Origin of the sequence: Mucilaginibacter sp. UYP27 (genome assembly GCF_040547175.1) — a bacterium.
Classification (GTDB): Bacteria; Bacteroidota; Bacteroidia; order Sphingobacteriales; family Sphingobacteriaceae; genus Mucilaginibacter.
Window position 1 is genome coordinate 1622781 of record NZ_JBEPPE010000001.1, and the last position, 18492, is coordinate 1641272.

An 18492-nucleotide genomic window follows, 5' to 3' on the forward strand; every position below is an offset into this window, starting at 1 on the left:
GTTGCCGGTGATGAGAGCGAAGAGCGTAATAGCTAATCAAAACCGCACCACGCACTCAAGTCCTCGTTCCAAAAAATAAAAACTACAACTATTTACCAATATGAGTTTAGAAATAAAAGTTCCGCCGGTAGGCGAATCCATTACCGAAGTAACCCTGTCAGCCTGGAAGAAAAAGGATGGCGACCAGGTAGAAATGGACGAAGTGATAGCCGAGTTGGAATCAGACAAGGCAACTTTTGAGCTTACTGCTGAAAAAGCCGGGACTTTAAAAATTGTTGCAGCCGAAGGCGATACATTAGCTATTGGCGCGGTTGTAGCCAGTATTGAAGATGGCGGCGCTGCTGCGCCTGCGGTAGCTGCTGATAAAGCACCTGCTGCCACACCTGTAACTGCTAAAACGGAAGAGCCGGGTACGGCGGTAAGTCCTGAAGTACCTGCTAACGGTTACGCACCGGCACCAGATCAAAGTGGTTCAACTCCGGCGCCTGTGCAAGGTGGTTCGTCATCATTAGAGATAAAAGTACCACCCGTTGGCGAATCTATCACCGAGGTGACTTTATCACGCTGGATGAAGAAAGACGGCGATGCCGTTGAAATGGACGAAGCCATTGCCGAACTGGAATCTGACAAAGCAACTTTTGAACTTACTGCCGAAAAAGCGGGTACGTTAAAAACCATAGCTAAAGAAGGCGATACCTTAGCCATTGGGGCGGTAGTTTGTACTATTGAAGGTGGCGGCGCTTCGGCACCTGCTGCTTCACCGGTTACCCCGGCCGTAGCCGATAAGGTGAACGAATCACCACAGGCTGCCCCGTCAAAAGGAACAACTTACGCATCGGGCACACCATCGCCTGCTGCTGCCAAAATATTAGCCGAAAAAGGTGTTGAGACCACATCAGTGAATGGTACAGGAGTAGATGGCCGCATTACCAAAGGTGATGCCCTAAACGCGCATAACCAACCTGCTGCTGCTCCTGCTGCCAAACTAGCCGCAGCTGCACCTGCTGCCCCGACCACGCCGCAGGGCCCAAGAAGCGACCGTAGGGAAAAGATGTCGTCGTTGCGTAAAACAGTTGCCAAGCGTTTGGTGGCCGTTAAAAACGAAACTGCCATGCTTACCACTTTTAACGAAGTGGATATGCAGCCGATTATGGAACTGCGTGGCAAATACAAAGATAAATTTAAAGAGAAACATGGCGTTGGCTTAGGCTTTATGTCGTTCTTCACCAAAGCGGTTACCGAGGCCTTGAAAGAATGGCCTGCAGTTGGTGCCCGTATAGAAGGCGAAGAAGTGGTTTACAGCAACTTTGCTGATATTTCTATCGCGGTTTCTGCGCCAAAAGGTTTAGTAGTGCCGGTTATCCGCAACGCGGAGAGCATGAGCCTTGCCGAAATTGAAAAAGCGATTGTTGTTTTAGCAGGTAAAGCCCGCGAAAGCAAGCTGACCTTAGAAGAAATGACCGGCGGTACCTTCACGATCACCAACGGTGGGGTGTTTGGTTCAATGATGTCTACACCTATCATCAACTCGCCACAATCGGCTATTTTAGGTATGCACAACATTATAGAGCGCCCGGTTGCCGTAAACGGACAAGTGGTTATCCGCCCGATGATGTACCTGGCCCTTTCTTACGATCACCGCATTATTGACGGTCGCGAATCGGTAAGCTTCCTGGTACGTGTAAAACAACTGTTGGAAGACCCGGCGAGGTTACTGTTAGGCGTGTAACGATAGTTTTTAAACAAAAAAGCCTCAATTTATTGGGGCTTTTTTGTTTAAATATAAATTGTCATCCTGAGCGATAGCGAAGGATCTAATATACACCTTGCAGTAGGCTATAGATGCTTCGCTATCGCTCAGCATGACAGCTTCGAGAGGAGGGTCTCACACCAACTTCCTTAAACTCATCATATACCCAATATGTAACCCTTCGTGGAAGGGTAAAAAGGCGATGGCTTCATCAATACTGCTAACTACCGCGCCATAGCGGGTGGTCCAGGTAGGGTAGTTGGCGAAGATGTTGGCGGCGTAATCTTTCTCAAAATCATCAAGGCTGGTGATTAGTCTTAATTTAATTTCGTCTAATTCTTCTTGCGTTATTGGGCCTTCCGGTTTGCTGTCGGGTTTGTATAGCTGGTAAAAAGGTTCGTCTACATCCAGTCCTGCGCGTTTGTACCATATACCCAGTTGCGCGGCTAACATATGCCCAAGGTTCCAGGCGATATTATTGTTGAAGCCGGGAGGGATGGTGTTCAATTGCTCGAGCGTAAAATCTTTTAGTGTATTCAGGATCATCAGGCGCGGCTGGCGGATAAATTCCAATTGTTTATCAAGCATGGTATGGGTGTTAGTTTTTATGAGCTCAAATCTAAAATAATCCTGCTGATTTGGCGTATCGTGCTTGCTGCTTTTATTTTACCTTTGCAACAATGCAGGCAACTACGGCAAACAACGCTATCCAGTCCAACAAACCCATCTGGTATTTTCTACTGTGCTGGACGCTGCTGAACACCATACAAGCCTACACCTTAGAGATCCATGCAGATGAAGCCTACTATTGGATTTATTCCCGTTTTTTAGATTGGGGATATTTCGATCATCCGCCTATGGTGGCCTTGTTTATAAAGGCAGGTTACAGTCTGTTCCATAACGAGTTCGGTACCCGCATACTTACGATATTAAGTAACAGCGTATGCATCTATGTAATGTGGCTAATAGTGAAGCAATACGGTGTAAAAGCCAAATGGTTTATCCTATTGGTATCCGGGCTATTTATCTTCCATATCTATGGGTTTACCACCACGCCGGATGTACCGTTGTTTTTATTCACCGTGCTGTTTTATTACGTGTACAAAAAATATTTGGAGGATGATAGTTTAAAATACGCTTTGCTCTTAGCGCTGATCATCGCCTGCCTTTTATATAGTAAATATCACGGTGTATTACTCATCGTATTTACGCTGGCGTCAAATATATCGCTGTTAAAACGGAAGTCGTTTTGGTTAGTGGTGATTGGGTCAATAGTGTTGTTTATCCCGCATATCTGGTGGCAGGTTAGCCACGGTTACCCATCCGTAAAATACCATTTATTCGAGCGCAATGGTTCCGATTATAGTTTTGCCCGCATTGGCGATTACATCCCCGCGCAGCTGGCAATGGGCGGCCCGCTTATTGGCTGGTTTGTTTTTTATGCCGCTTTCAGGAACCGCATTACCAATGTATTCATCCGCACACTAATTGTAAATGCCGCCGGTACATTCATTTTCTTTTTACTAAATACTATAAAAGGCGGGGTAGAAGCCCATTGGACGCTGATTGCTTTCGTCCCCCTGGTGATGCTGGCGCTGATCTATATCACTAAGCAAAACAAGCCTTATAAATGGTTAAGCATCGTTGCCATTATCAATATTGTATTTATTGTGGGATTAAGGGTAGGTATTATGTTTGGCCCTGCCATCCTTAAAAAGCCTTTACAATTGCGCAGTTATTACGGATTTAAAGATTGGGCGCTTAAAATAAAACAGAAAGCTGGCGATAGCTACGTGGTTTTCAGCGAAGGTTTCCAAAACCCGAGCAAATACGATTTTTATAATAACACCACCAAAGGCCTCAGTTATGATGCCCGCGATTACCGCCGCACACAGTTCAGCATTTGGCCAATTGAGGACAGCATGCAGCGCAAGCGTGTTTACCTGGTGCTTAATTATTACAACAAGGGCGTGGTTACCGATACCATCCAAAACGAGGCTGGTACCTGGTATGGTGGCTGGGTTGATGATTTCCGAACATACCAGAAAATAGTCATCGATGCTGGTAAAACTACCATTACTGCCAGGCAGGCGCAAAAAATCAAATTTGACCTTTCTATAACCAACCCTTACGCGTTTGCGGTTAATTTTACCAACGTTGGTTACAAGCACCCCGTGGTGTTAGAAACCTGCTTTTTTACACACACAACGCCGGTAAGCATCCAGCAGGCCGATAGTTCTTTTAATAATATTGCCCTGCAAAAAGGCCAAACTGCCCGTTATAAAGTAACAGCAACAGCACCGACTGAAAAAGGGACTTACGACCTGTTCTTTTCCCTGCGCACCCAGCCATTTACGGGCAGCAGGAACAGCGGCATAATAAAATTTATAGTTGAATAACCGATACAGCATGATCAGAAAGATATACTTTGCCTTATTTATAACCACATTATTAGCAGGGGCAGCTAAAGCCCAAAATGTAGATTTCCACCTGAACGGGATGAGCTTTTTTGATAACCGCGAATACAAAGATTTTGTAGCACGCTCACGCACCTACTCGGGAGTGCGCATTGCAGCTGATGTTGGTTTTAATATCGACAGTAACAACCACTTTATTTTTGGTGCCAACGCCCTGCACGAGTTTGGCGGCAACCCGTTTTTTGTTCGTGTAAACCCAATAGCATACTACAGTTACACGGGTAAGAACTGGTTGTTTAATGCAGGTGCATTTAGTCGTGAGGGTTTATTGACCGATTACCCAAGATCGATGTTGAACGATACTTTACGTTACTTTCGCCCAAATATAGAGGGTTTGCTCACGCGATTTAAAAGTAAACATGTTACCGAAACTGTTTGGATTGACTGGGTGAGCCGCCAAACCAATACCGATAGGGAGCAGTTCCTGTTCGGGTTTTCGGGTAAGTACCAACCATCATTAAAAAGCCCGTTTTATATAGCGCATTATTTCTTTTTGCTGCATGATGCAGGGGCGACGGTGTTGCTGCCTAACGACCATATCCAGGATAATGGCGCTGCCCAGGTAAAGTTGGGTGTAGACCTGAGCCACCGCACGTTTCTTGATTCGTTAAGTATTGAGGCTGGCGGGATGATGTCTTTAGAGCGTACAAGGGGTTTAGACGGGTTCCAGAAGCCTAAAGGGGTTGTTGCCAATGCTTACTTAAGTTACAAACGTTTTGCCCTGTTCGATGAATTTTACAAAGGCGACGGACACCGCATCCTTTTTGGTGATGCTTTTTACGAGAAAAGCACCTACAATCGTTTAGATGTTATTTACACGCCATTCATCGCCAAAGGCTTAAAAGGCCAGTTTGTATTTAGCCTGCACAACACCCCCGGCTTCAGCAGCAACCAGGAGGCTTTCCGTTTGATCTATGATATCGGCAGGAAAAATTTGGTGAAGTTTAAGGATTAGGAACAATCAACAAAATGTCATTTCGAACGAGCGTGATGGCACATGTGATGGGGCGAGGAGAAATCTTCTGCGCCTGGTATCCCGCATAGTTATCGCGTGCATAAGATTTCTCCTCGTACCTCGTTCGAAATGACATTGTTTTTTTATTTTAGCGCTTCTACACACATTCCTATGAAAAAAGCACTAACTGCATTTTTACTCATCACCATATTAGTTCCTTGTAAACTCTTCGCCCAGGATAATCGTTTTTCCGGCTGGGCGGCGTTGTTCCATTCGCAAAAGTTTTCTGACAAATGGGGGATGTCGTTTGATGCGCAGTTTAGATCGGCTAACCATTACGATTACTTGCAGAACGTGTTGCTTCGCCCATCGTTAAACTATTACTTCGATAAAAATAAGATGGCCGCTGTGGGTTATGCCTACGTCGCCACCAATAATAAAGTGGCGGGTGTAGAAACCTTCAGGCCCGAGAGCCGCATCTGGGAGCAATTGATCATCAACACCAAAATAAGCAAAGCTACCACCTTACAGCACCGCTTTAGGCTCGAGCAGCGTTTCCTGGGTAACACCACCGCCAAAAACGACCATTACTTTGCCCAGCGCCTGCGCTATTTTGCCCGCGCAGTTGTACCACTTAAAAAAACGGATGCATTTACAAAAGGTGCGTTCCTTGGTTTGCAGAACGAGATCATGGCCAATGTGCAAAACAACCATAAGGTAAACAAGCACTTCTTCGACCAAAACCGTGCTTACATAGCCCTGGGTTACCGCCTGCATAAAAAAGCCGATATCGAGTTTGGTTACCTCAACCAGTTTGTACAGCAGGCCTCTGCTACTTACTTCAACCATGTTTTGCAGGCAGCAATTTATACAAGGCTGTAAACGTTTAGTTTATTAACTTGCACTATGCCGCAGCTTAATACCGACCAACATATCCGCCGGCTGGCCAACCTGGAACTGCTTGCCCGGCAAGTGGTTGAGGGTTTTATTACAGGTTTGCACCAAAGCCCTTTCCACGGCTTTTCTGTAGAGTTTGCCGAGCACAGGCTTTATAATAATGGCGAATCGGTAAAAAATATCGATTGGAAACTGCTTGCCCGTACCGATAAACTTTTTGTAAAACAGTTTGAGGAAGAAACCAACCTGCGCTGTTACCTGCTGCTTGATACTTCCTCAAGCATGAATTTCCCGGCGGACGGGGTTAATAAGCTACAATTTTCGGTTTACGCTATTGCTTCGCTAATGTACCTGTTCAAGAAACAAAGAGATGCCTTTGGGCTGTGTTTGTTTTCTGATAAGCTGGACTGGATGAGCCCGGCAAGGTCGACATCAAGCCACATGTTTCGTCTGTATGCCGAGTTAGAGAAAGCTTACGATAACCCAAAGCAAAATACCCCCACTAATATTACGCAAGTGCTGCACCATATTGCGGGCGAAATCCACCAGCGGTCAATGGTGATCATCTTTAGCGACATGCTGGAGAACAGCCTCAACCCGGAAAAAATGCAGCAGCTTTTCGCGGCCATTCAGCACCTGAAATATAAAAAGCACGAGGTGGTGATATTTAACGTTACCAGCAAACAGCACGAACTCGATTTTAACTTTGATAACCGCCCGCACCATTTTGTAGATATCGAGACAGGTACCGAGGTGCGTGTGCATCCAAATAAGATTCGCGATAGTTACCGGTCTGCACTAAAAGAATACCGCCACCAGTTAGAATTAAAGTGCGCGCAGCACCATATACAACTGGTTGATGCCGATATTGAACAAGGTTATAACGAGATCCTGAAAACCTACCTCATCAAAAGAAATAGCATGATTTAAACTATCGATCCGATTATCGGTCTGGTATATGAGCCTTTTTTTAAATAAATGGCTGGATTTGAAAATTAAAACAGTTATTTGAAGAGTTAACTGTAATTGTTACAGCATTTAATAGGTTTGTGAAATTGCTCAAATCAATTTAGCAGGCGTAGTGTTAAAGAATAAACGCATATTTTTAGTATGAGACTTTCTGTAGAACGAAAACCAATAAGAGTAAACCCCGACCCAAAACGTGTAATAGCGCGCTTTTTTTTTAATGGTAATGATCGGGCTAAAGAAGTCCTGGAGCGTGTAATGGGCATCAGCGAAGAAACCGCCTTTGGTATTGTTTCTCCATTATTACAAGAATATTCTAAACGACACCGTAATATTACCCGCGTACTTAACCGCCACTGCAGCAAATTAAAGCCGCTTATTGCCGAACTGGGGATCGATTTTGATACGCTAACCGTGTATCGCAAGCTGTTAATTGGTTCGTACTTTACGCACGAGTATTCTATCGAGTCGGCGGCGTTTTTCAACCCGTCCATAGTGGAAGACCCGGATCAGACCGAAATGGAAGACGGGCAGCGCCGCGTTATTATCAGCTTTAGGGCGGTGGGCGAGGGGCACATTTCTTCTATCACCTTCCGCAGGGCATTGATTGATAAGAACAACCAAATAACTGTATTACCGGCAGGTAGTTATATTGATGAAGCCGAGATTGTGCGGAACGCGGTTTACAATAAAAAGTTATTTCTTGATAAGGCTGCTATAACACAGATAGATATTAGTGTACTGAAGGAACTGGAAGAAAAACTTGACCATCACTTTGAGTATTCGAACCTCCGCCGTATTATCCTCGATTCGCAAAAGATCCAGAAAGATGATAACATGAGGTTAGAGTACGATAAGGTGCTTTGGCTTGCCGATTCTTACTACGAGATCGTTTTCTCGCTTGATACGGATATCTCCGACCGGGTTATCTTCCCGATCTCGGAATATGAGCGTAAAGGTATCGAGGATGCCCGCTTTGTTAAGTTTTATAACGAAGATGGTACTTATGTATATTACGCTACTTACACCGCATACGACGGTTCTTTGATAATGCCGAAGCTGCTCCAAACCACCGATTTTTACAATTTCAAAATTATGCCGTTGTATGGCGCAGGTGCTCAAAACAAGAACCTGGCACTGTTCCCACGGAAAATAAATGGCAAATATGCCATGATCTCCCGTATTGACGGATGTAACAACTACATCATGTATTCGGACAAGATCAACATCTGGGAGAAACCAGACCTGCTGCAAAAACCAAAGTTTACCTGGGAATTTGTACAGATAGGTAACTGTGGCTCGCCGATAGAAACTAAGGACGGCTGGATAGTGATTACTCACGGTGTAGGCCCTATGCGCCGCTATGTGCTTGGTGCGAGCCTGCTAAAGTTGGATGACCCTACCGTAGAGATAGGCCGCCTGAAAGAGCCCCTGCTTGTTCCTAACAGCGACGAACGTGAAGGTTACGTACCCAACGTACTTTATTCTTGCGGCGCCATTGTCCACAACAATAAACTCATTATCCCTTACGGGATCTCCGATTCATCAACATCCTTCGCCGAGGTTGACCTGGATGAGCTACTTTCTAAGTTTAAAGAAGACGGAATAGATTAGTTTTGAGGAGAAAGGTAAACGGTTTTGCCTTTGTCGATATAAAAAGAGCGATGAGATTAGATCTCATCGCTCTTTTTATGAACTTATTTTATTGGAGGAGCGTAGATCTCGCTCGCAATGAAGAAATTAAATGTCCAATATCTGCTGATACAGCTTAAAATAATCGTTGGCCATTTTTTCTTTAGAGAATTGTGAACCTGCCCACTCGCGGCAGTAAGCGCGATTTATAGAGCCAAGCTGGCCTATTACATCTACAGCTTCATCAATCGTATTCACTAAAAAACCAGTCTTTTCATGTTGGATCAGTTCCGGCATCGAGCCTTTGTTGAAGGCGATTACCGGGGTGCCGCAAAGCATGGATTCGGCCACGCTCATGCCAAAAGGTTCGGCAAAGTTTATGGGGTGCAACAGGGCAAGGGCATTGCCCAAAAGTTCGTTGCGTTTATCAGGGCCGGCGGGGCCAATGTATTGGACCTGGTCGTTAAGTTGCGGTTCTATCCTCTCCTTAAAATAATTCTCATCCTGAATGATGCCCGCCATGATCAATTTCTTATTCGCTTTTTTAGCTATTTCAATAGCTTCTACAGGGCCCTTATCATGGTGCAAGCGGCCAAAATAGAGCAGGTAATCTTGTGGTTGTTCGGTAAACTTAAAATCTTTAGTATCCAAACCATTATACACGGTGGCGATATAATCCAATTCGTCGCTGCGGTCGGCGTTGCTGATAGACACATAATGGCCGCGCGAATTATATTTCTTGTAAACCGGGATGATCCGTGGCGAAGAAAAGCCGTGTATGGTGGTTATCACCGGAGTTTTTATCAACCCGGTATAACTCAGCGGTAAAAAATCAAAGTTATTATGGATGATGTCAAAATCATCCGCTTGCTCCATTAGGTTGCTGATGTGCAGGCATTCTAAAACCTTGGCATCCTGTGTACGGTCTTCCTCGTAACCCTGCTTGCATATAGATTGCAATTTACCTTCGGTGATAGAATCCCCAGTTGCAAAAAGTGTTACTTCGACGCCCAATTTAATTAGGCCTTCGGCTATGTTGGATGCAACCTGTTCCCAGGGGCCATAATGCCTGGGCGGTGTGCGCCAGGCAACGGGGGCTAATATCGCTGCTTTCATTGGTTAGCAGACTTTTAACTGCTGGTCATCGGCTATTTTGTTGTACTCGTATTCCAGTTCAAAGGCTTTTAATACAGTAAGGTGCGATATCATATAAGCCAAGGTGCTTTCGGCACCCTGGTTACGGTTGATACCTGTTGGCAGCAAGCCATCGCAACAGCCCTTAGTTTCGTGGTCGTAAAGCGGTGCACGTAACGAATTTTCGCCCAAAAACCATTTATAGCTCAGGAACATCTTCTCGATATATTGTGGCTTGCGGAAGATTTGGTATGCCTGGAAATGCATCAGCACCATCGCCATAGTTTCTATAGCCTGCTGGTCATAAACCGGGAACTTGCCACCACGATGATACCAACCCTCGTTACCAACCGGGCTTAAGTAACCGTTTGATAGCGTTAGTTTATCGAGGAATGCCATTGTCTTCAGCGCGATCTCCTTCGCTTTTTGGTTACCTGTTATCTCACAAGAATGTAAAAGGGCCAACGGAAGTATAGCGTTATCGTAGGTCATGCTTTCTTCAAACCATTCCCAGTCGTCGCTGCGGGTGGTTTCGTAAGCATCAATCAACGGCTGTGTAAGGCGCACCAGTTCTTCAACCATACCTTCATCGGTAGGGAAGGCCTGTAGATACAAGGAAATACCGATAATGGTATTTGCCTGCCCGCGAATGTGTTTTAATGCCCTAAAGTGCGGGTATGATTTGTGGAAGATCTCCATCGCGAATTCGCGGTAGGAGTTACTCGCCGCACAGCTTATTAAATAGCCCAATGCCCAAATGGTACGGCCGAATGAATCCTCAGAACCCACCTCATCCAAATACTGGCGGCTAAAACTCAAAAAGTTGCGGAAGTTACCATCATCTGTTTGCATGTAGTGGATGTAACTCAGGTAAATTGGCAGCAGCTTAAATGCGTCATTGCTTTTACTGCGTTGGTATGCCATCAGCGCCATAATTAATGCGCGCGAGTTATCATCCAAACAGTAACCTTCTTTTAAGTTAGGGATCCCATATTTAGCATGTTGCACAATACCGGTATCATCAGTTAAACGCATTACGTGTGTAAGGCTAAATTTTGGTAATATCTCCGGGTCAACAATGCTATTCTTTAATATTTTGTCGCTAAAATCATGTTTAGCTGCAGCTGTTTGCGCTACGCGGATAAACTCGGCACCGGTAGCAGGCCAGCGTAGGTGTAAGCCATATTCGTACGCGTTTGATTTAAGGTCGTTAAGTACTTCCTCATCGTCCAACAATTCGTTGACCGTCTCGGCTAAAGCGTCGGCATTTTTAAAATCGAACAATCGGCCACGGCCATCAGCTAATAATTCGGTAGCGTGCCAGTAGGGGGTTGATACCACAGCGGCGCCCGCGCCTACTGCGTATGATAGCGTACCGCTTGTTATTTGCGCTTCGTTAAGGTATGGGGTAACATAAACCTCGGCGGCAGTTAGGTAATCTATCAACTCATCCTCGGCCACAAATTTATTAATGAACGACAGGTGCTTTGATACATTTAATTGCGCGGCAAGGCTTTTCAGGTGATCGCGGTATTCTTCACCCGAGTTCTTAATAACGCCCGGGTGGGTGTTGCCCAGCACTACATACATCACATCCGGGTGTTTTTCTACAATTTTCGGCAGGGCTTTCACTACGGTTTCTAAACCTTTATTGCGGCTAAGCAAACCAAAGGTTAGCAAAACACGATGGCTTTTAAACTGACTTAAGTTTTTAACCGGGTTAACTTCCGGTGCTTCCAAATCCGGCACGCCATGTTCTATAATTTGAATTTTATCTTCAGGGATATCGTAAATGGTAGTCAGGAATTCAACCGCACGTTTACTCATCACGATGACCTTTGACGATTGCTCGGCAATTTCGCGGATGATGATGCGCTGTACGTAACTTGGGTCCTTTAATATAGTATGCAGAATTGAGATAAGCGGTTTTTCTAAACGATTGATGAGCGGCAAAATATAGATGCCACTTTCGCCGCCGTAGATACCGAACTCATGTTCTAAAATAACGGCATCTGCTGTGCTGGTGTTGATATAATTTGCTGCCCGGATATAATCTTTCTGATGGTTTTGACGAATAACATATTTAACATGAGAGGGGTATTCGTACTCCTGCATGTCTTCCGAATCGTTAAGTGCAACCACAAAGCCACCGTCAAGCGGGCCTTTCCTGTCGGGGAAGTTGGCGTTGATGGCATTCATTAAATTATGATTGAAGGTAGCGATGCCGCATTCGCGCGGTGGATAGGTAGATATGTATGCGATTTTCATATTATATAGCAGATGTTATTATCGTTTTGATATGTTAATGGTTGTTTATTAATGAGAATTAAACCATTATGACCCAAAAAGTATGCAACGATAAAGCCAAAGATAAGCGTTTATACAGCTTTAGGGCATAATTTGTATAGGTGTGTATCTACAAGCATAAATTATACCAATAAACGAAAACAGAGTAGCCGGAGCTTTCTTTTTACAGTTAAATTATTAATTATAATTAAAGCTGTTATAAGATAATATGGGCCTATGCTGTATGTGTATGAAAATCAGTAGCCTGTATAATCACCTTGCAGGCATCAATAAGTTGTAGGTTAGTAATTACCAATGGAGGCGCCAAACGCATAGAATTACTGCAGTGCAGGAACCAATCGGTAATTACACCATTTTCTATACAGGTGTCTATTATTTTTTTGTTTAATTCAAAGCTTTCAAACTCGGCAGCCAGCATGAGGCCTTTGCCACGAATTTGTTTGATTGCCGGATGCGTTAGGTGTTCGCGGATGATGGCTTCCTTTTCGGTAACGTTATCTATCAGGCTTTCATCAAGCAAAACCTCTAATGCTGCAAGGCCGGCGGCGCAGCAAACCGGGTGGCCGCCGAAGGTGGTGATGTGCCCAAGAATAGGGTTTTCTTTAAATACCGACATCGTGTCCGCCGATGATACAAAAGCGCCTACAGGCATGCCGCCGCCAAGCGCTTTGGCAAGCAATAGTATATCGGGCACAATATCAAAATGTTCAAAGGCGAAGAGTTTGCCCGTGCGGCCAAAGGCAGTTTGGATCTCGTCAAGTATCAGCAGCGCGCCTACCTCAGTACAGCGTTTACGCAGGGCCTGCATGTAGGCAACATCCGGTACACGGATGCCGGCTTCGCCTTGGATAGTTTCTAAAATAACGCAAGCGGTTTGCTCGGTTATCAGATCAAGACCGGGCAGATTGTTAAGGGTGATGAAATTTACACCCGGTAATAAAGGGCGATAGGCTTGTTTATATTCCTCATTGCCCATTACGCTTAACGCGCCGTGGGTACTGCCATGATAAGATTCGTTAAAGGCTATTATTTGCTGCCTGCCGGTAAAACGCTTAGCTAATTTAAGCGCGCCTTCTACCGCTTCGGTCCCCGAGTTGGTGAAGTAAACAGAATTTAATGTTTTTGGGAGGATGCCTACCAGTTTTTCGGCAAAGCGCACTTGCGGGGTTTGCACATATTCGCCGTACACCATCAGGTGCATATATTTATCAACCTGGTCTTTTATAGCCTGCACTACCTTCGGGTTGCTATGGCCCAGGTTGCTCACTCCAATGCCCGATATTAAGTCGGTATATGCCTTGCCTTCGCTATCGTACATATAAACGCCTTTGGCACGCTCAAATTCCAGTAGTAGCGGGAAATGGGTTGTTTGGGCGTTGTTATTAAGAAATAGCTGGCGAAGGGTTAACATGTTTAATTAGTGAATTAGTGATTGACTGAATTAGTGATTTTAAAAGCAGTCAACGCAAAGGTCAACAATTCGCTACAGGCAAGCAAATCACTAAATCACTAATTCAAAAAATCACTAAATAATTTAGTTCCCCGCGCGTACGCTGCGCTCGCTGAACGTTTTTATAAGTTCGTTGGTGAACTCAACTTCGCTTTTGTAAAGGGCACTTACCTTTTCGGGAGGTAATATTTTAAGGAACTCATCCCGATAGTGCTTGCGGATCACAACCATTTGGTTATCGTACTCCAGTTCTTTATCTATCTGGTCCATACCGTTGGCAGATGCACTTGAGTTGTTTTGGCGTTTAAGGATCTTGATTGCGGTCATATCTTCCTGGTACTGGCGGTATATCGGCCAAAACTTGCGGGACTCCTCAGCAGTAAGTGAAAGCTGCTGACCTATAAATTTGTCGCGGGCTGCCTGTAATTTTGGGTTGCGAATGATCCTTGCTTTTGTGACAGGAGCAGGGCGACGGAAATTTTTCACCTGCGCAAAAACATCGTCGTTACTTATTGCAAATACTAATAAAAAGAAAATATATTTAAGCAGCCTGTTCATTAAAAGTATTATTAATTAATATCAATATAATCCTGAAGATCGGCATCCAGGGCATCAGTATTAATTTGCTTGTCGTTATCCATTATACCACGTGTATCGTTGGCATCTATATTTAGTTCAAGGTAGTCTTTTATTTCATCTACCGGTATGTTTGACACCTGCTTGTGCAAAAGCGTCTGCGAATGCGTAACCGGTTGCTGTGCTTCTCTTAAGAACGCGCCCGCGCCAACAATCAGTAATAAACAGGCAGCAGTAGCATACTTAAAGGTGTTTGATGCCCAAAGTTTGCGTACAATAGTTTTACGTATAACAGCTTCCTGGTTTACGGTTTTGTTTAATATGTTATTATTAAGGTGCTCAAAATAATTATCAGGAACAGCAAACACAGGCTGTTTTTCCAACAGCTCCTCAACCGCTATCCTGGCTGTTATTTGTTGCTGCAGGTTATCAAAATAACCTTGGGGCACGCTAAAGCTTTCAGCTTCGGCACTTGCGGCAGTTTCAATGTTTATGCGGCTTTGGATGTTTTGGGTAAGCTGGTCAAAATATCCTGTTGGCACTTCAAATTTATTTTCCTCGGTACCTGCAATTGCCTCGATATTTATCCTGCTTTGGATATTAGCCTGTAACTCTTCAAAGTAATTATTTGGCACAGCATAACCCTGTGCCGCATTACCACTTGTTAACTCATTTATTTTTATAAGGGACAATATGCGCTGACCGGCCTCTTCAAAATAGCCGGATGGCACTGTAAACGGGGTTTCTTTCGAAAACCGTTCAAGTGACATTTCATTGTCCGCCCATTCGTTATTCTCCATATCGCTTTTCATACACTCTTATAGATGAATAAAGTTTCAAAAGGTTTAATGCTAAAATAAAAATCTACTAACTTAATCGGTATTCGTAACAAACGCTTCTATCTTTTTAACCGCAAGGTGATAAGATGCTTTTAAGGCCCCCACGCTTGTGCCTAAAACATCGCTCATCTCCTCGTATTTCATGTCGTCAAAATACTTCATGTTAAAAACAAGGCGCTGTTTATCTGGCAGGGTTAAAATAGCTTCCTGCAATTTGCGTTGAATTTGGTCTCCGGTAAACTGATCCGAGCTCGACAGGGTATCTGCCAGCTCGTAATCCACATCATCAAGCGATATATTGTTCTTCGCTTTTTTCTTGTTCAGAAAGGTAATGCACTCGTTGGTGGCAATGCGGTACATCCAGGTGTATAGCTGGGCATCGTTCCTAAAACCCGGAAGGTTTTTCCAGATCTTGATGAATACATCCTGCACAATGTCATCGGCATCGTCATGATTTATAACCATACGGCGCACATGCCAGTATATCTTTTGCTGATACTTTTTCAGCAAAAGGTTAAATGCCTCGTTACGGGTCTTTTCGTCCCTAAACTTGCTGAGTATCTCTTCGTCTTCTGCCTGAATGGCCATCTATTAAAATTTATTCTTTAAATAAAAATAAAGCGTTTTTGTTTGATATCTGTTAAAAATACAATTATCCTAACAGATCTAACACCTGCTGAGACGAGTTTTTAGTATCAACTTTCTCTATCACTTTATCAATAATACCATTGCCATTAATAATAAACGTGGCCCGGGCAGTGCCCATATACTTTTTACCATACATGTTTTTTTCTACCCAAACGCCGTAGGCTTCTACAATGCTATGGTCGGTATCGGCTATTAAAGTAAATGGCAGCTGGTATTTGGTCTCGAATTTTTTGTGCGATTTCTCGTCATCTACACTCACCCCAATAACCTCAAAACCTTTGCCTAACAACGATTGGTAGTTATCCCTAAAATCGCAGCTTTCGGCAGTGCAACCCGGGGTGTCATCTTTGGGGTAAAAGTAAAGGATAATGTTTTTGCCTTTAAAATCGCCTAACGATACCGCCTCGCCATTTTGGTTGTTAGCGGTAAAGTTTGGGGCTTTATCGCCCGCTTTAAGTTCTGTTGCCATTACCTGTTAAATTCTGCTGTGAATGTACTAACATTGTTTTTCGCATCGGTAACGGTAAACTCAAAAGTGTGTTTGCCGGCGCTAATGCTGCTATCAAAGGTATAACTTAAAACCTTTGTTTTATAATCCCACTCAACAAGAACCCATTTACCGTCAATTTTACCAATATAGCTTTTTACTCCGCTTAAATTATCACTCATGCGCATCTTAATAGCCCGTAAGGCTTTCATATTACTACCGTTACGGATGTTGACGGGGGTGATAACCGGCGCTACGGTATCCAGCTTTATGTAATAGTCGCCAAACGCATGCGCTGTACCCTTAACCCAGCCATTTTCGTAAACGCTGCTAATTGCTCCTGTTGCCGCGTTTACAATAACGGCTTTATCGGCATTGGTGCCAAGGTTTAAATCAGGTTTTATCCAAAGGTTGTACTCGTCATGTATGGGCGTAAGCTTGTTATGAATGCGGTGTGTTGCCGATAAAGCACCCGGTTTTGCAGGGGTGGTGGAATAGATAAAATCCAGGTCGTCATATAAATTACCCGGCATAATACTCACCTTAACTTTATCGTTGGCAAACTCGCTTTTACGGTCGTAGTGTAGCAAGGTGCCAACAGGTTTGTCCGGTACGGCGTTAGCAGCCGATGTGTTGGACTGCACTTTTAGGGTTAAGGTAGAGGTGTTCCCTGCAATGTCTTTTACAATGTATTCCACCTCGTGAATTTTATCGTCATTAAAGGCCATAATGCCACGGTTGATGGATTGCGGGTAAAGCGAAATGCGGCTGCCCGGCAATATAAAACACTTCTGCATCCAACTGTGAGTGGTAACAAAAGTAGGGTAATCTATATAAGCGTTTATGGCGTGAGTTTGATCGAACGCGAAACGTTCTACCGCGAAGGTGTACATGGTAATGCCATCCAATTTCAGTTCTAACGAATAAATACCGTTTCTGTTAATGGACACGCTGTTTTGATCGATAACCGAAATACCGAAACCTGTATTGCCACTTAAGTTAAGCACCTGCGGTTTGGTTAAATGGTAATTACCGTTCGCACCTGTAACGGCCAAAAAATCTTTGGGTGTTTTCTCACTAAAAGGGTTGCCGTTTAAATGGTAAATGCCGATAGCCGTAATAGCCGGCGGGACTTTATCATCAATGGTTAAGCCAAATAATTGCGGGTTAATGGTTTCCTGCGTCAGGGTGTCCCTGATCTCGAAATGCACGTGTGGCCCTGCAGATGCTCCGCGGTTGCCGGATACCGCAACAACATCGCCTTTGCTTACTTTAAACATACCAACCGGCAGGGCTATATCAGCTTCGTAAGTTTGGTTCTTGTATTGGTAATCGCGGATGTACTTGGCTATCTCGGGCGTAAAGGCTTCAATATGGCCATAAACGGTAGTGTAACCGTTGGGATGATTGATGTATAATGCCTGCCCAAAGCCACCAAACTGGATTCGTACACGAGAAATATACCCATCATAGGCGGCATGCACCGGGAAACCAATACGCTGATTGGTTTTAAAATCTAACCCCGAGTGGAAGTGGTTTGCCCGTAACTCACCAAAAGAACCGGCCGTAGTTGGCGGCAGATCTAAAGGGTATCGAAATTGGTTTTTAGGATATTCTTTGCTTTGAATAATATCCTGTGCTTGTGTGGTGGTGCTAAAAAATATCGCGATAGCGATTATAAAAAAGCGAAATGACAATTGCGTAGTACTATAGTTATTTAACATAAAAATCTAAAAGCTTTTCTCCCTCCAAAAATCCTTCCAATCTGTCGCCAACGGCAACTTTTCCTACGCCTTCGGGCGTGCCGGTGAATATCAGGTCGCCTTTTTTTAGGGTGATGTATTGGGAAACAAAGGCAATGATACGCTCAAACGAAAACAAGAGGTCTTTGGTATTACCTTTTTGGCGGGTTTCGCCGTTAATATCCAGGTTAAAGTTTACATTATACAGATCGGCAAATTTATCTTTTGGTAAAAAGTTACTGATAGGCGCCGAGTTATCAAATGCCTTGGCCAGTTCCCAGGGCAGGCCTTTCTCCTTGTGCTTGGTTTGGATATCGCGTGCGGTAAAGTCTACACCAAGGGCTATCTCTTCAAAATAGCCTGAAGCAAATTTCTCGCTAACGTGCTTGCCTTCTTTACTCACCTTTAGTACGATCTCAATCTCGTGGTGGATATCCTGCGAAAACTCCGGGTGATAAAAGGGCTTATTGTCCTTAAGTAAAGCGGTATCCGGTTTCATAAATATTACCGGGGTAGTAGGTACAGGGTTATTCAATTCTTTGGCGTGCTCGGCGTAATTGCGGCCGATGGCTATTATTTTCATAAGCAAATGTTATAACGCCGAAATTATAAACTCTACAAGGTAAATCCTA

The 18492-nt window shown here is 44.2% G+C and carries 16 protein-coding genes; 6 read left to right on the plus strand and 10 right to left on the minus strand.

The window, feature by feature from the left end; all coding sequences use genetic code 11:
• Positions 1-100 precede the first annotated feature (100 nt).
• Positions 101-1729 carry a 2-oxoglutarate dehydrogenase complex dihydrolipoyllysine-residue succinyltransferase gene (gene odhB / locus ABIB39_RS07150; protein ID WP_354428546.1) on the plus strand — a complete coding sequence of 543 codons (1629 nt, stop codon included), beginning with the start codon at positions 101-103 and terminating at the stop codon, positions 1727-1729.
• Positions 1730-1885: 156 nt separating this feature from the next.
• Here odhB and ABIB39_RS07155 read toward each other — a convergent pair whose 3' ends face one another.
• Entirely contained in the window at positions 1886-2338 is a 453-nt protein-coding gene (locus ABIB39_RS07155) for a DinB family protein (protein WP_354428547.1), read from the minus strand.
• A gap of 92 nt (positions 2339-2430) precedes the next feature.
• On the opposite strand from ABIB39_RS07155, the gene ABIB39_RS07160 reads away from it, so the two are divergent.
• The 5 genes from ABIB39_RS07160 to ABIB39_RS07180 all read left to right on the plus strand — a co-directional run bounded on the left by ABIB39_RS07160 (position 2431) and on the right by ABIB39_RS07180 (position 8659).
• The gene (locus ABIB39_RS07160; RefSeq protein ID WP_354428549.1) at positions 2431-4149 is read left to right on the plus strand and encodes an ArnT family glycosyltransferase; all 1719 of its coding nucleotides are present in this window, start codon (positions 2431-2433) and stop codon (positions 4147-4149) included.
• Between the two features lie 10 nt (positions 4150-4159).
• Positions 4160-5182 carry a lipid A deacylase gene (locus ABIB39_RS07165; protein WP_354428551.1) on the plus strand — a complete coding sequence of 341 codons (1023 nt, stop codon included), beginning with the start codon at positions 4160-4162 and terminating at the stop codon, positions 5180-5182.
• A 171-nt stretch (positions 5183-5353) separates the two neighbouring features.
• Positions 5354-6064, plus strand: coding sequence for a DUF2490 domain-containing protein (locus ABIB39_RS07170; protein ID WP_354428553.1), 711 nt, complete (start codon positions 5354-5356; stop codon positions 6062-6064).
• A gap of 24 nt (positions 6065-6088) precedes the next feature.
• A complete protein-coding gene (locus ABIB39_RS07175) occupies positions 6089-7009 on the plus strand; it encodes a DUF58 domain-containing protein (RefSeq protein WP_354428555.1) in 921 nt (306 codons plus the stop codon).
• 180 nt (positions 7010-7189) lie between these two features.
• On the plus strand, positions 7190-8659 hold the full coding sequence (locus ABIB39_RS07180) for a glycoside hydrolase family 130 protein (RefSeq protein ID WP_354428557.1): 1470 nt from the start codon (positions 7190-7192) through the stop codon (positions 8657-8659).
• Between the two features lie 126 nt (positions 8660-8785).
• Here the strand turns inward: ABIB39_RS07180 and ABIB39_RS07185 are convergent, their stop codons facing one another.
• The 9 genes from ABIB39_RS07185 to ABIB39_RS07225 all read right to left on the minus strand — a co-directional run bounded on the left by ABIB39_RS07185 (position 8786) and on the right by ABIB39_RS07225 (position 18443).
• Positions 8786-9793 carry a glycosyltransferase family 4 protein gene (locus ABIB39_RS07185; RefSeq protein ID WP_354428558.1) on the minus strand — a complete coding sequence of 336 codons (1008 nt, stop codon included), beginning with the start codon at positions 9791-9793 and terminating at the stop codon, positions 8786-8788.
• A gap of 3 nt (positions 9794-9796) precedes the next feature.
• Positions 9797-12079 carry a glycosyltransferase family 4 protein gene (locus tag ABIB39_RS07190; RefSeq protein ID WP_354428559.1) on the minus strand — a complete coding sequence of 761 codons (2283 nt, stop codon included), beginning with the start codon at positions 12077-12079 and terminating at the stop codon, positions 9797-9799.
• 253 nt (positions 12080-12332) lie between these two features.
• Positions 12333-13529 carry an aspartate aminotransferase family protein gene (locus tag ABIB39_RS07195; RefSeq protein ID WP_354428561.1) on the minus strand — a complete coding sequence of 399 codons (1197 nt, stop codon included), beginning with the start codon at positions 13527-13529 and terminating at the stop codon, positions 12333-12335.
• 123 nt (positions 13530-13652) lie between these two features.
• Complete coding sequence (locus ABIB39_RS07200; RefSeq protein WP_354428563.1) at positions 13653-14126, minus strand: hypothetical protein; 474 nt, start codon at positions 14124-14126, stop codon at positions 13653-13655.
• An 11-nt stretch (positions 14127-14137) separates the two neighbouring features.
• Positions 14138-14956 (minus strand): hypothetical protein, encoded by an 819-nt coding sequence (locus ABIB39_RS07205; RefSeq protein WP_354428565.1) that lies wholly within the window; start codon positions 14954-14956, stop codon positions 14138-14140.
• Between the two features lie 60 nt (positions 14957-15016).
• On the minus strand, positions 15017-15571 hold the full coding sequence (locus ABIB39_RS07210) for an RNA polymerase sigma factor (RefSeq protein ID WP_354428566.1): 555 nt from the start codon (positions 15569-15571) through the stop codon (positions 15017-15019).
• A 64-nt stretch (positions 15572-15635) separates the two neighbouring features.
• Positions 15636-16100 (minus strand): thioredoxin-dependent thiol peroxidase, encoded by a 465-nt coding sequence (gene bcp, locus ABIB39_RS07215; protein WP_354428568.1) that lies wholly within the window; start codon positions 16098-16100, stop codon positions 15636-15638.
• Complete coding sequence (locus ABIB39_RS07220; RefSeq protein WP_354428569.1) at positions 16100-17842, minus strand: M23 family metallopeptidase; 1743 nt, start codon at positions 17840-17842, stop codon at positions 16100-16102. The genes bcp and ABIB39_RS07220 overlap by 1 nt, the downstream gene beginning before the upstream one ends.
• Positions 17832-18443: a fumarylacetoacetate hydrolase family protein gene (locus tag ABIB39_RS07225; RefSeq protein WP_354428571.1), complete on the minus strand. Its 612-nt coding sequence runs from the start codon at positions 18441-18443 to the stop codon at positions 17832-17834. The genes ABIB39_RS07220 and ABIB39_RS07225 overlap by 11 nt, the downstream gene beginning before the upstream one ends.
• Positions 18444-18492: the final 49 nt, after the last annotated feature.